13 protein-coding genes and 1 pseudogene are annotated in these 14016 nt (G+C 41.6%); 11 read left to right on the top strand and 3 right to left on the bottom strand.

Translation table 11 applies throughout. The features are described from left to right. The first annotated feature begins 15 nt into the window (after positions 1-15). Positions 16-1644 (top strand): hypothetical protein, encoded by a 1629-nt coding sequence (locus ASG89_RS09335; RefSeq protein WP_057310311.1) that lies wholly within the window; start codon positions 16-18, stop codon positions 1642-1644. 12 nt (positions 1645-1656) lie between these two features. After that, positions 1657-2361 (top strand): glycerophosphodiester phosphodiesterase, encoded by a 705-nt coding sequence (locus ASG89_RS09340; RefSeq protein ID WP_057310312.1) that lies wholly within the window; start codon positions 1657-1659, stop codon positions 2359-2361. Positions 2362-2617: 256 nt separating this feature from the next. On the opposite strand, the gene ASG89_RS09345 is transcribed toward ASG89_RS09340, so the two are convergent. Together ASG89_RS09345 and ASG89_RS38190 are read right to left on the bottom strand one after the other, a co-directional pair. After that, positions 2618-3058 carry a LysR family transcriptional regulator gene (locus ASG89_RS09345; RefSeq protein WP_268795606.1) on the bottom strand — a complete coding sequence of 147 codons (441 nt, stop codon included), beginning with the start codon at positions 3056-3058 and terminating at the stop codon, positions 2618-2620. Further along, positions 3038-3142 (bottom strand): annotated as a pseudogene (locus tag ASG89_RS38190) (LysR family transcriptional regulator); the annotation flags it as partial. The gene ASG89_RS09345 and the pseudogene ASG89_RS38190, both read right to left, overlap by 21 nt. A gap of 756 nt (positions 3143-3898) precedes the next feature. Here ASG89_RS38190 and ASG89_RS09350 point away from each other — a divergent pair. Continuing rightward, positions 3899-5251, top strand: coding sequence for an exosporium leader peptide (locus tag ASG89_RS09350; protein ID WP_057310343.1), 1353 nt, complete (start codon positions 3899-3901; stop codon positions 5249-5251). 524 nt (positions 5252-5775) lie between these two features. Then, complete coding sequence (locus tag ASG89_RS37545; RefSeq protein WP_268795607.1) at positions 5776-5907, top strand: hypothetical protein; 132 nt, start codon at positions 5776-5778, stop codon at positions 5905-5907. Between the two features lie 55 nt (positions 5908-5962). Here ASG89_RS37545 and ASG89_RS09360 read toward each other — a convergent pair whose 3' ends face one another. After that, complete coding sequence (locus ASG89_RS09360; RefSeq protein ID WP_057310314.1) at positions 5963-6529, bottom strand: CBO0543 family protein; 567 nt, start codon at positions 6527-6529, stop codon at positions 5963-5965. Positions 6530-6888: 359 nt separating this feature from the next. Here ASG89_RS09360 and ASG89_RS09365 point away from each other — a divergent pair, with 359 nt between their 5' ends. The 7 genes from ASG89_RS09365 to ASG89_RS09395 all read left to right on the top strand — a co-directional run bounded on the left by ASG89_RS09365 (position 6889) and on the right by ASG89_RS09395 (position 14014). Further along, complete coding sequence (locus tag ASG89_RS09365) at positions 6889-7491, top strand: histidine phosphatase family protein (protein WP_057310315.1); 603 nt, start codon at positions 6889-6891, stop codon at positions 7489-7491. A 23-nt stretch (positions 7492-7514) separates the two neighbouring features. Beyond that, positions 7515-8315: a hypothetical protein gene (locus tag ASG89_RS09370; protein ID WP_057310316.1), complete on the top strand. Its 801-nt coding sequence runs from the start codon at positions 7515-7517 to the stop codon at positions 8313-8315. A gap of 49 nt (positions 8316-8364) precedes the next feature. Further along, positions 8365-8775, top strand: coding sequence for a hypothetical protein (locus tag ASG89_RS09375; RefSeq protein WP_235549676.1), 411 nt, complete (start codon positions 8365-8367; stop codon positions 8773-8775). A gap of 1 nt (position 8776) precedes the next feature. Beyond that, entirely contained in the window at positions 8777-9340 is a 564-nt protein-coding gene (locus tag ASG89_RS09380) for a hypothetical protein (RefSeq protein WP_057310318.1), read from the top strand. 181 nt (positions 9341-9521) lie between these two features. Then, positions 9522-11357, top strand: coding sequence for a sensor histidine kinase (locus ASG89_RS09385; protein WP_057310319.1), 1836 nt, complete (start codon positions 9522-9524; stop codon positions 11355-11357). Further along, complete coding sequence (locus ASG89_RS09390; protein WP_057310320.1) at positions 11347-12870, top strand: response regulator; 1524 nt, start codon at positions 11347-11349, stop codon at positions 12868-12870. The genes ASG89_RS09385 and ASG89_RS09390 overlap by 11 nt, the downstream gene beginning before the upstream one ends. 169 nt (positions 12871-13039) lie before the next feature. Further along, positions 13040-14014, top strand: a complete 975-nt coding sequence (locus ASG89_RS09395; protein WP_082592940.1) for an ABC transporter permease subunit — start codon at positions 13040-13042, stop codon at positions 14012-14014. Positions 14015-14016: the final 2 nt, after the last annotated feature.

Raw genomic sequence — 14016 nt, forward strand, 5'->3', positions numbered from 1 at the left:
GGGAGGTTAGGAAAAATGAAGGGGAATAAAACAATAGGGATTATGGTTTCACTTGCGATGGCAACAGGCTTGTTAGCTGCGTGCAGCAACAAGCCGAGCAGTGAAGGAGATAATAAGCAGGGAACAAAGGTAGAAGAAGTTGCAAACTTGAATAAAATGGGCCTACCCATAGTGAATCAACCGATCTCTTTGACTTTCTTTACTGGGAAATCGCCGACGAACGGCAGCAACTTTGAAGAAACGCTCATTTGGAAAGAATATGCGAAGATGACGAATATGAACATCAAGTTCGACCTTATCCCCTTCGATGCACTGGTAGAGAAGCGGAATCTGGTGCTGGCTGGCGGCGACTATCCTGATGTTTTCTATACGGCGAAGCTGACCCCAGCAGACCTTACTCGGTACGGAAGTCAAGGCGTATTTGTTAAACTGAATGATTTAATAGATAAATATGCACCAAATTTTAAACAATTAATGGATAAATACCCTAATTTGAAAAAAGGCTTGACGATGCCTGACGGAAATATTTATTCACTGCCTTCCTTCTATGACCCAAGCTTCTTATCCCTGCTAATCGGTTCGCCGATGTGGATCAACAATGAGTGGCTCGATAAGTTGAAAATGTCTGAGCCCAAAACAACGGAGGAGTTCTATCAATACCTCAAGGCTGTCAAAAATACGGATTTGAATGGCAACGGCAAGTCCGATGAAATACCTTATTCGGGGGTGGGTACGGATAGCTTGCTTGATCAATTAAAGGGAGCTTGGGGATTAGGCACTCGGGGTCTTGGCCATAAGTATGTCGATATTGATCCTGCAACGAATCAATTGCGCTTTATCAAAACAGATCTTAAGTATAAAGAACTCCTTCAGTACGTTAACAAGTTGTATGCTGATGGATTGGTGGATAAAGAAATATTTACAATCAAGTCAAGCGCATTGTATGCAAAAGGGCAGCAAAATACGCTGGGTACGACGATTGTGCCGAATCCAGCTACAGTCATGGGACAAAAGAATTTCATTGGCTTGGGTGCTTTAAAAGGTCCGGGTGGTGAGCATCTGTACGCGAATATCAAGGTTCCGATGGTCCATGTTGGCGCTTTTGCGATTACGAACAAAAACAAATATCCGGAAGCTTCGATTCGCTGGATGGATCACTTCTATAGTGATGAAGGTGCTAAGTTTTATTTTATGGGGCAGAAGGACGTAACATACAAAGAAACGCCTGATGGAAACATGGAGTATGTGAGCGATATAACAAAAAATCCACAAGGTTTAACCCAAGACCAAGCATCGGCTAAGTATTTCACATGGCTTGGGGGCGGTTATCCAGGATTCGTGAAGGAGAAATATTTTAAAGGCTCAGAATCGCTTCCGGCAGCAATTGCTGCAAGCAAAAAAGCGGAACCGGATGCCGTCAAAGAGATCTGGAACAATTTCAACTTCACCGAAGCGGAGATTGAAGTCATGTCTTCAGTTGGCAAGGATATTACGGATTACATAACGGAATCGGAAGCTAAGTTTATCAATGGAACCATGCCGTTCAGTGAATGGGACAAATACACGGCTACGGTGAAGAAGATGGGACAAGACGAATATATGAAAATTTACAAAGCGGCATATGATCGATATAACACGAAATAAGGTGGGATCAAGATGAAAGTATATGGTATCGCACACAGAGGCTGCCCTAACCGTTATCCTGAAAATACGCTGATTTCATTTAAGGAGGCAGTGAATCTCTCTTATTCCTATCTGGAACTGGATGTTCAGCTTAGCAAGGATGGCGTCCCCGTAATTATCCACGATACATCAGTGGACCGGATGACGAATGGGCACGGGCGGGTAAAGGATTTGACTTTGGATGAACTCAAGGAGCTGCGGATAGGGGGAACCGAGCAAATCCCTACTCTTGAAGAGGCCTTGACTTTGCTGAGGGATCAACTAATCATTGACATTGAACTTAAGCAGATGGGAAATCTATATCCAGGATTAGAAGAAAAGGTATTGACTATGGTAAAAGAGATGGGGATGTTGGATCAGGTGTTTTTTACATCCTTCGATCACTATTCCATGGTGAAGCTAAGACAGTTGGACCCTAAAGCTGAAATTGGGTTGATTAATCATAGTGCAAGCCCAGCCTTATTTCCGCTCCTAAAAGAGCTTAATGCCCGTTATCTGTCGATTAGTTTGAACTATGTAACTCCAGAGCTGATTCAACGTTGTGATCAGGAAAACATAATCTTTATCCCTTATCCTGTTGACCGGGAAGAGGATATGCGGGATATGCTTCGCTATCCATCCGTACTCATTTGCACGAATGAGCTGGAAAGATGGGCTTCTATACTCTCAACAGGATAATAAGAGGTATAGAAAAAGAGTATGGATTAGATATCTAATCCTATGCTCTTTTTCTTTTTTTAACGATATGACATCAACTAGGAGGTTCGAACGTGATCAACGATACTTTATATCGCAGATTTATTGAAGTGACGAACAGCAGATAACACCGTGGTCGGTATTGAACAACAAGATTATGAAATCAGTTGTTCAGATAAAAAGTTTATAAACGACCTAGAAGCAGGAGTTAATGTTTCCATCGACCTTATAACACTTCCTATCGTACGAGTAAAAGTCGGATAATATAGGGTTCAGTAGCTATATCTTTTATAGTAACAACAGGTGAATCCCTTAAAGGATGAGATTCAGACATAACAACAAGCATTGAATCATGAATTAATGGTTCGAATATTAATTCACTTGAATTGATAGAAATACCAAAATCTACACTGCCCTCTTTAACCCATTCAATAATGTCGTTATAATCCCCCTCAAATACATGGAATTCGATCTTTGGAAACATTTCATTATATTTTTTAATAAGTCCAGGAAGCAGTTTTGCTATGAAACTCGGAAAGCAACCAATTTTGATTAGACCAAATTCAAGGTCAACTAGTTCTCTTGCTTTCTGTTTAATGATTTCTTCCTGATTAAAAATTTCTCTTACATGAGGGAGTATAGATATACCAGCCTGAGTTATTTTTACAGTTCTATTCACCCGTTCAAATAATCTAATACCTAAATTTTTTTCTAATGCGGCAATGGAGTGGCTTACTGCAGACTGAGTCATATTTAATTTTTCAGCGGCTTTGGTGTGTCACATATTTGTTATTGAAAACAACATCGGAGGCAATTATTTTTGGTCCGCTATAGGTTGGGAAAAAAGAAGCGGCTTTTTTGTATATTCTAAAGATACTAAAGTGTAATCTGATCAAGAAATTACTACTTCCTTTAAACGGGAAACGATAGCGGAATAAAGTCAAAGCGGCAGCCGACAAGACGATCGGCTGCCGTTGTTCGTTGAAGTAAAGGGCAGTTTCGCTCAACAAACTCTGCAGGATAGCGAAAAACTTTCTAACCATTAAAAAGATTACAACGTGTCTTCTGTAAGACGCAAAGGAGGTTATCATGAAAAAACTTTGTTTATTATTCATTAAAATATAGAACTAGATTTAAAGCTTTGAATTGGTTCGCTATTTAAGTAGTAAAAAAGTCATAGAGTCTATTGTTTTGTCCATGCATTGAAATTTTATGATCATATAATATTGGGAAACCAGAGAAAGTTACCATTAAAGAAAGAGAGGTTGTATATCGATTGCATGCTACTATGATCAAATTATACGGAGGTGTCAGGTTATTGAGTAAACTTAGCGAGTTATTGGAAGAAATTTCAAAATTGGGTATTTCTAATATCAAAAAAATTATTATCGAGTATTTTAATGGGAACGAACACGAATTAATATTCGACAAAAGCGATGGCGAAATTGAAAGAGTATCCAAACTTGAGGAATTTTTAGAAGATACTGATTGGTTTCAAGTCAAGGTAGTTGAAATAAAAATGTACGATGGAGAAAAAATAGAATTGGAATTCCCTGGATGTCCAGTAGGCCCGAAGGGTGCTAAAGGTGCTAAAGGTGCTAAAGGTGCTAAAGGTGCAACAGGAGTTACAGGAGCAACTGGAGCAGCAGGTGCAACAGGAGCAACTGGAGCAGCAGGTGCAACAGGAGCAACAGGAGCAACAGGAGCAACAGGAGTTACAGGAGCAACTGGAGCAGCAGGTGCAACAGGAGCAACTGGAGCAGCAGGTGCAACAGGAGCAGCAGGTGCAACAGGAGCAACAGGAGCAACAGGAGTTACAGGAGCAACTGGAGCAGCAGGTGCAACAGGAGCAACAGGAGTTACAGGAGTTACAGGAGTTACAGGAGCAACAGGAGCAACAGGAGCAACTGGACCCGGATGCATAGAACCTCTACCAATAGCGACTCAAATCGTTTACGTAAATAAAGCTGGTAATGATGCGACTGCTGATGGTAGTGAGTGCCACCCCTTCTTGACAGTCACTGCAGCAATGGCATCGATCATAGATGCATCCCCAGCTAAGCGCTATGCAATCTCTATTGGTCCAGGTACGTATACTGAACCATTAATTCATCTTAAAGCAAACGTGCAATTGGTAGGAACCAGCACTTTATTAACTCGATTAGCCATACCTTTTGATATTAATGATCCATCATGGTTTGAAACCGGATTTGTCAATGATAATCGCTCCGGATTTGTGGACCTTACTTTGTTAACTGCGCCGCTTGATTTTAACTTTGTGACAGCTAGCAGTTTTAGCGGGAAATTATTTTTTGTCAGTGTCAATTTAACTCCTGCTCCGATCTTTACAGCGCTAACTACTTCTGTTAATCAAGTCAATATCCGTGATTCGATGCTATCTTCCGGCTACACTCAAAATGGAATTAACATGTTCTTGTTTGCTTCATTTGTCTCTAGTGGGGATATCATTATAAATTCACAATCAACGACAGATACTCAGCTGAATTTAGTAGGCGGGGGAATAAATGGAAATGTCATCATTAATGTTCAATCTGGTCATATTCCAATTGATCCATTAAATATAACTAGTTTTGCTATTACGGAGAACATTTTCAATCCTTTTCCTAATTCAGGAAGATTGGTTGTCAACGGAGTTAATAATGTTATTACAAGAGTTAGGGCCACTGTTGATTCGATACCTATTCGCTCTCGAGTCACTCTCGTTGGAACTAATACAACATTAATACGAGTAGATGATGCTTTCGGATTAGCTTACACACCTAGTAATCCAGCAAATTGGGTAGCACCTCCTCCGACTACAGTACAAGAAGCATTAGACAGAATAGCAGCCCAAATAGGTCTCATTCCATAAACTCGAAGTACAAGGTATGAGGAAATTGCCATTGGTCTTACCTCACTTGATAATAGAGTCTAAGTCGATTTTCCTTAAAGTAGGGGAAATTGGCTTTTTTCTTGCAAATCATTTTCTAAGCGTATATTTTCGAAAATGTTGGCTGCTGAGATCGGGAAATCGATCAGTTTGGTCACGCAAAGGAACTGGTAGCGGTTTCATATGATGTACGTGAAGTTTATTATGAGAATGACATACCAACTTAATGGATTTGGGTAAAAATGTTCTTAGTGTGAGAGTAAAGAAGACTTAGAATGGAAGCTAAATAATTCAATATGATGGTAATAACGGAACCTCCATTACACTAACTGGTGAATTATAGTTCAATCATCACACGACGCTTTGTATGTTGAAGTAACGGGCAGCATTCCTATTATGTAGAAATGCGAGGTTTGAAGAACAAAAAGACTCCTTGGTATGATGTTAAAAGGATCCCGGTTGCTGGCCAGCGACAGATCCAATAACAATATCAAGGAGACTACACTATGAATTCTACCCAAGTCACTCCGGCTACATTAATTATTGGTATAGACATCGCCAAATTTAACCATGTGGCTAGAGCGCAAGACTTTCGCGGAGTCGAGTTTGGGAAGCCAATAGCGTTTGAGAACAGCTAGTAAGGCTTCGAGAAATTTGTAACTTGGTTCAGGACGATCATATTAGTACATGAATTTAAAGACGTTGCGGGATTTGTTCAAAGTTACTTCTTCTATGTAATATATAATAGGCAGCTAGGTAGAGAAGAAATTGTATCGGAACTGAATAAGTGTATCTCCAGTTCTTAGGGTTGTAAACCCCCAACCAATGGAAAATTGGCTCCGCTATATAAGATGAAATTAATGCAAATATCAGTGCTTTTAGATATAAATTCATTTTTGGTTTTGTTTGTAAAAAGAGCATTAAAGTAACAGGCATTAGTGTTACATCCCAAGGAAAGTACGTTGGAATTATGGGAATAACATTAAATCTATAGTGCCACAAAGAGAATTGATCCCCTAGTACATCTGTAGTCAATGAAAATGCCATAACCATGAGCCCAACATAAAGTAACCTGTCAGTGCTTTCTTTTGGTCTAACTAAGAACCAAATAACCCATGGAAGCAACGTTAGTACGACCCCCATCCACCACAAAGCTGAAAATAATTCGTATTCAGCCCATATCGTTATCTTCTCACTTATTACGTCTTCTGCCTTTTCAGCATTGGAATCTATAAGTTCAATTATTTTCTGTTTATCCACATAGTCCCCCCCTAATCTATGCGTATTATGTCCATTTACTGGAGATTTATTTAAGTACTGTGTCGGATAACGAGGTTAGTCGTTAAACTAACGGAACACTGCAGCTCAATAGAAAATAAGGAGAAGGCTGCCGACAGCATAGAGCGGCAGCCTTCTTAACTAACTGGCAGTAGAGCGTGGCAGGAAAGTATCAAAAATGTGTGTTTTCGAAAGTTATGTGAAACAATGGCAGTTAATAAAAAAGAAAAGAGGAGGCATTTAGATGAATAATCTTTAAGTCTATTTTAAATTATTGTATCATCTAATTAGACTTTCATCTAATTAGATGATTGTAAAATCTTTCGAGAGAAGTGGTGAAAATGAGTACAGATTTTTACATTGTTAGGCATGCTATAAAAGAAAAAAATATTGGCGATGTCTCTATTACAGCCGAGGGTGTAAAGCAAGCACATGCGACAGCAAGCTATTTTAAACAAATACATATATCTAGAATATTTAGTAGTCCACTCAACAGAGCAAAACAGACCGCTCAGATTATTGGAAATGCAATAAGAATACCTATTATTGAGGATGCTCGCTTACGAGAGCGTGCTAATTGGGGAGACATGCCAGGACAAACTTTCCAGGAATTCGTTGAAATGTGCGATTTATGCACGAAGGACAGGGATTTCTCGCCTCCTATTGGAGATTCCGCAAGAAGAGCTGGTGAGCGTTTATCTTCATTCATATTAGAAATATCAGCCCAATATCCACAGGAAAGTACTTTCATAGTGACCCACGGTGGTTTGATTACAGACTTTTTATTAAATGAATTTTCTCAAGAAGAGCTCAATAATAAACATCCGAATTTTATAATTGAACAAAGCAATCTGGTTCCAGAGTGCTCTATTACTAAAATAAGACATGATGCTGAAGGACTTCAATTTGTTGATTTTGCTAATAGTACTCACATGCATTGTTAATCTGCTAGAGGGGTGAAGAAATCGTGCTCTCCAAAGATATACTATATTCATTTAATCTTAGTGGGGATATTGTGCCATTGAGTGGCGGACAGAATACATCAGTAAGAGTCAGGAATGCGGTATTTAAACCTGTTGATGACGTACACCATGCTGAATGGTTACTGAATATTATTTTCAATATAATCCCTCAAGGTTATCGAGTATCAAAGCCTATTAGAAGTAAATACGGTACTTTTGTAAATAGAGGATGGGCTTGTACTCACTATGAGGTAGGTAAGGATGTAAAAGGTCGCATCGAAGAAAAACTTCTGGTGTCGAAGTCATTTCACCGTGATCTATCTTCCATTGATTTTCGGAACTTCCCACATACTGATAATCCTTGGTCCAAGGGTCATCGTATAGCATGGCAAATAGGAGAATTACCAAGGGAATTACCGAGAGAAACACAAGAAATTATTAATGAATTACTAAATAGGGTAAGCCTAAAAGAGCAATATAAGGTGCAAATTGTTCATAGTGACTTGTCGGGAAATATTCTTTTTGACCATGTTTTGAGTCCTTTAGTAATTGATTTTTCTCCAACAATTGCTCCAGTAGAATATGCAGAAGCCATTTTAGTTTGTGATTGTATAGCATGGCAGGGAAGCGATATTTCTGAGATTAATCTGCTTCCAGATAATGAACTATATAAAGAAATGATTATTCGTGCAATCATTTTCCGTTTATCTGTTTCCGCTATATTTTCCAAAGGTGATTATCTTAAATTTAGCGAAGAGTATCAGGCATTCAAATCCATAATTGCACGTGTTTTTGAGAATAGTTAATTTATCTTTATAAAAGGATGAAACAACAATGACCCCCTTTTTCAAGATCATGCTCGTTTGCATTGTGCTATTATTAATAGTTGGGTGCTATAAAGACCCAAAAATTGAAGGGGCAAATAAGATTAGTCAAATGGAGAGAACCTCCACATCAGAGAAGATATTTAAGCAGAACAAAGACGCGGACATTCTATGTGTCTATGGTGCACGTTTTTACAAACGTGACGAAGATCAGGAGCAATATAAACAAATGGATTTGACAATAAATCATGAGTTAGGCGAGGTAAGAAAAGAGTACAAAGATGGAAATACTTTTGAAGATTACATGGCAACTAAACTCCAAGTTGGGACAAAGATATTTACGATTCAAGGTCAAATGCAATCTGAATTGCTTCTTGTAAAACTGGGAGAAAAATATATTGTATATATATATATCAGAATTAACCGATCCATAGGAGGATGAAATGGCCTGGAGTAAATTGAAACAACAACTGGAGAGTTTTCTCAGTCCTGCGCTAAATGGAAGGGTCGAATACCTTTCAACTAGCTACCGCTATTTACCGGATAAAGCAGGACTTTGTTATATTGCGGTAGATAAAAAGAACGTACTCAATATGAATGATACCTTAATCAGATGGTATCAGACGGAGTTGGAAATTAAGAATGATTCAGATATCCAGATTCCTATCAACAAGGAAGAAATCGAAGCGGTTAGAAAAGATACCAAAGGGAGTGTGCCGGAGGATCGTTTAAAAGTAATAGCAAGAAGTAGAAAAATATCGGAATATGCAAAGGAGCTTATGTCAGCACAATCATCATTAAGTAAATCAAATTTTATGGATATAGCTAACAAGTTTTTATCCATTTCTATTGAGGAAAGCATAGAGAGCAACGATATCTTATTGAATATTCTTGCTTTGGTTGACAGACGAGTTGGAAAAAAACGAATTATAAACATGACCGAGAAGATGAAGTTAAAGCATCCCATTGTACAGTATTTTTTTGAACTACGTCGTCGTACATTATGACAATAAGTTACGCATCCACCTCCAAACGGGAGGTTTTTTTGCGAACATTCGTTTATTTGCGAAATGCTTACTCCCGCTCAAGCGGAGCTGAAATTCACGCAAGTCATCTACTTGACAATTATAGATCTATTTAAGAATAATAGAAATGTTTCATAAGCTCGTAAGGAATGGATGTGACTTCATGAAACTGGACCGCAAGAGTTTTTCCCAGAAGCTGATCGTAAGCCTTGCTGTTATCATATTGATTGCGTTTGCAGTATCCGGGTACATTACCTATAGAATACACCTCAATCTGTTCACTGAGGAGATCAGCGAACAGTTCTCAAAGACCAATGAACAGGCAGCGGCGAGGTTGGATTTGCAGATCAGAGATATCTATAGGATCTCAAATTTTATCGTGTTTCACCCCTATGTACAGCAAGTACTTGAGCGATCCGCTCAAACCGAACAGCGAGAAACCTTTACCCAACTTTCCGATCAAGACGAGCTTAACAAGCTGCTGTTTCAAGTGAAATACGACGAGCCGAAATTGACCGCCATGTATCTGTACGACGTCAAGGAGAATGGCTTTAGTTTCGCTGGGACGAATACGTACTCAACCCAGCTGACCAAGGAAGCTTTTTCACATATCAAATCTTCTTTAGATGGATCCTTTGGTAATCTCATCTGGTTCCCTTTGCAGTTACCGAGTTCGAATGCGGCTTCAGGTTATCAAACTTTTTTTGCGGCAGCCCGGCAAATGAAGACCGTTCAACAGAATCCTTACGGCATTATGATTATGTTGTTCGACCAGTCGCTCATATCGGAGTATTTGATTGACCTGGTTAAGGATGATCAGGCCAACGTTTTCCTTTATGACAAAATGGATAATCTTGTATATAGTGATGTGTCCGAATTAAATGCAGCGCCCAAACCAGGCAGCGTTATTAACCGCAGCATCGGTCATGTAGATAATGAGCAGTACTTATACGCGAAAAGCCGTTCCGGTCAAGTTGACTTTACATTAATTAGCCGGGTATCGCTAGACTCCCTCCAATCACGAAGCGGCATCATCCTGCAAGTGAATCTACTTATTGGAATCATCAGTTTGCTGCTCACTGTTGTGCTGGTGATTTGGGCGGGCAGTCGGTTATTGCGCCCGCTTCGCGAGCTGGTGCAAGGGATGACGCGGATGAAAGCCGGGGACATGCGTACCCGTGTTGAAGTGCGTTCGGATGATGAGCTAGGCTTCATGGCCCGCAGTTTCAACTCGATGGCAGAGCATGTGGATTCACTAATTAAAGAAGTGTACGAGCGCCAACTTAGCGAACGGGAAGCCGAGCTTACTGCGCTGCAAGCCCAATTGAATCCGCACTTTTTGCATAATACACTCGATAGCATCTACTGGATGGTTTATTTGAAAGATGATAAGGAGACGGCAGGGCTCATTGTATCCCTTTCGGACATGTTGCGGTATGCATTGGAGCCGGCTGAGACGGACACAACGTTATATGATGAATTCAGCCAAATTCGCAATTATTTGAACATACAGAATCACCGTTTCGGTCATCAACTGGAGTCGATCGTGAAAATGGAGGAGGGGATTGAGCGCATGCCGATACCCCGACTTATTTTGCAGCCGTTGGTGGAGAATGTATTTGTTCATGCTTTCACGGAAAAGTCTTCCGCTCAGGTACTTGTCATCCGCGCATATAGCGCAGACGCAAGTGACAACGTAACCGCCCACCCGGTGCCGGCCATAATTATCGAAATTATTGACAATGGCAAAGGCATGTCTGACGAGATGATACGGAAGGTGATCGGCGCCGCGGAGGCGAGCAGGGGGCAGATTACTTCTTCGGAGGATACACCTGGGAAAGACAAGCGGAGGCGAAATCACATTGGAATCCGTAGTGTCATAAGGCGGCTTAACCTGCTTTACGGTGAGCCATACGGGCTGCGAATTGAGTCAGAAGTGGGAATCGGTACGACGTTCCGAGTGATTTTGCCGTTGGGAGGGGAAGCAGATGATAGGTAGTATCTTACTTGTAGACGATGAGCCGCTGATCCGCAGAGGACTCAAGAAGTTGATTGAGACTAACGAGCTTGGATGGAGCGTAACTGGTGAAGCTGGTAATGGGGAAGAAGCTCTTCTGCAAATGGAACATCTAAGACCCGACATGGTGCTTACGGATATCCGCATGCCGATGATGGACGGGCTCGAATTGACCCAGCGCATCTCAGAGCAACATGGCGAGACTGCGGTCATTATTTTGACTGGCTATCGTGATTTCGAATATGCTCAGACCGCGTTGCGTTATGGAGTGAAAGAATTTTTACTGAAGCCGTGTTCGGAAGAAGAGATTTGCAAGGTGCTTCGTCAAGCTCATGAACATCTCAGAATGAAGAGCGAGCTGCGCCAGCGGGAACATAGAGAACAGCGTGTCAGAGAAGATCATGCGCTACGGTCAGCGCTGCTGGGTCTGCCTCAACCGGCCGGTGAACGATTTCAAGAAATCGATTGGGTATTAGGTCTTGATTTCTGGGTTGTTCATGTAGAGACTTTCCTGCCAGAGAGCAAACTTTATCGTGCCGATGATGTGGAGCTGCTTCAATTCGCTATTAGCAACATCACAGCGGAATTAATGCTGTCCCAAGGAATCCGAGGACGATGGATAACGGTAGAATACGGAAGATTTGCGTTTTTCTTAGAGATGGACAGCTCTAATAAGGCTTACTTCGATAAATTGCTTACGACCGTTCAATCCCTGTTGGGACTTCCTCTAAGCGTGCTTCAACTAGGTACAATAAGCTCCATAGGAGATGTGGTAAAGCGCTTCGATATGTACAAGGCGGGATCGACACTTCTGTTGGTCTCCGATGACAAGACCGTATTTGACGATGAGACGAGAATTCGAGCGATTCACGCCGAAATTACCTCACTGCTGCTACTGGGGAAACATGCCGAGATCGGTGGATTTCTGAAAATGAGCTTTGAGGGTAAGCCGAAGGATTCGCTAGCCCATCGAAAAAGAGAGGCGCTGTGCCTAGCGATGGTGGTCCGGCAAGTGATGCACAAGGACCTTGAGGCCCAGCTGCAGACGGAGGACATAGGTTCTGAGCTTGAGGAGCTTCGTGTGCTGCCTTCTCAACTTGCAGTCGAGGCATGGGTAGCAGATCGAATTGCCTCTTTAGAGCAGGCAACGGTCCAGTGGTTGGAGGAACGGAATAGCGGTCTTGCTGATCGCTCCATTCGATATATGGAGAAGCATTATATGGAGGAGTGCAGCCTTGCGACTGTAGCTGCTCAAGTGCACTTGAATCCGAACTATTTCAGCAACTTGTTCAAAAAGCAAACAGGCGAAAGCTTCAGCGGCTATCTCACCAAGCTGCGTACAGACAAGGCAAAGATGCTGTTGACGAACACGGATATGAAGATCACCGAAATCGCTGAAGCGGTAGGATATGCGGATTCGAACTATTTTGCAACGGCCTTCAAGCAGTCAGTCGCACACACGCCAAGCGAATACCGCAAGCTGCATCGCAATTGAAAATATGCTCCTGCCGATATGTATGCGGTCAGGAGCTTTTCTTTTCTCCTGCAAAGCTGCGAATACCTCCTGTAGATATTCAAGATATGCCCGTAGAGATTGAAGGTTTTAGTCGAACTGTCCGGTTTATAATGAAGGTGCGAAAGAAACAGAGAGGAGTTACAACGTCATGACAACAGCGCCTATCTCCCCCAAAACCGCCGGAACGCCAGAGGCTTATGAAGTGCAGCGCAGGACAAGGCAGGCGGCCCGCCGTCGAAGATGGAAAGCAAACGTCCCGCTGATGCTGCTTTTTATTCCTGGGTTGCTGTATTATGTATTATTTAAATATCTTCCTATGGGTGGACTCATCATAGCCTTCAAGGATTATAATTTTTTTGACGGAGTGTTTGGCAGCCCTTGGGTCGGCTTCAAGAACTTCGAAATGATTTTTCAGCAGCCGCAAACGCTGAATATCATCCGAAATACAGTTGTGCTTAGCTTACTGAACGTATTCGTTGGCTTTCCATTTCCTATAATTCTAGCAATTCTACTCAATGAAGTTCGGAAATCATGGTACAAGAGAACGATTCAGACCATCGTATATCTGCCTCATTTCTTCTCATGGGTGATCATCGGAGGCTTCGTCGTCACCCTATTTGCAACGGAGTCAGGAACGATCAATCATATATTGAATAGTTGGACCGGTAAGACGTTCCCGTTCTTATTCACCCCCAGCTCATGGATTGGTATCTACCTAGGATCTGGCATATGGAAGGAAATGGGCTTTAGTGCGATCATTTACTTGGCGGCATTATCTTCTATCGATCCAAGCTTGTATGAATCGGCCGGCTTGGACGGAGCGAATAAGCTTCAGCAGATCAGGCACATAACAATTCCTGGTATCAGCACAACGATCGTTCTGCTTTTCATCCTTGCCATGGGACGAATCATGGAGGTGGGCTTCGATCACGTCTATGTGCTGCAGAATGCAGTCGTTTCTAATGTGGCTGACGTCATCAGCACCTATCTGTATAGAGTCGGCTTGCAGGGAGCGCAGTTCAGTCTCACTACCGCCATGGGCTTGTTTGAATCCATTGTAGGGTTAATTCTAGTGCTTAGTGCCAATGCGCTTGCACGCAAATTCGACCGTGGGCTCTGGTAGAT

The organism is Paenibacillus sp. Soil766 (genome assembly GCF_001428105.1).
In the GTDB taxonomy this organism is placed as follows: domain Bacteria; phylum Bacillota; class Bacilli; order Paenibacillales; family NBRC-103111; genus Paenibacillus_E.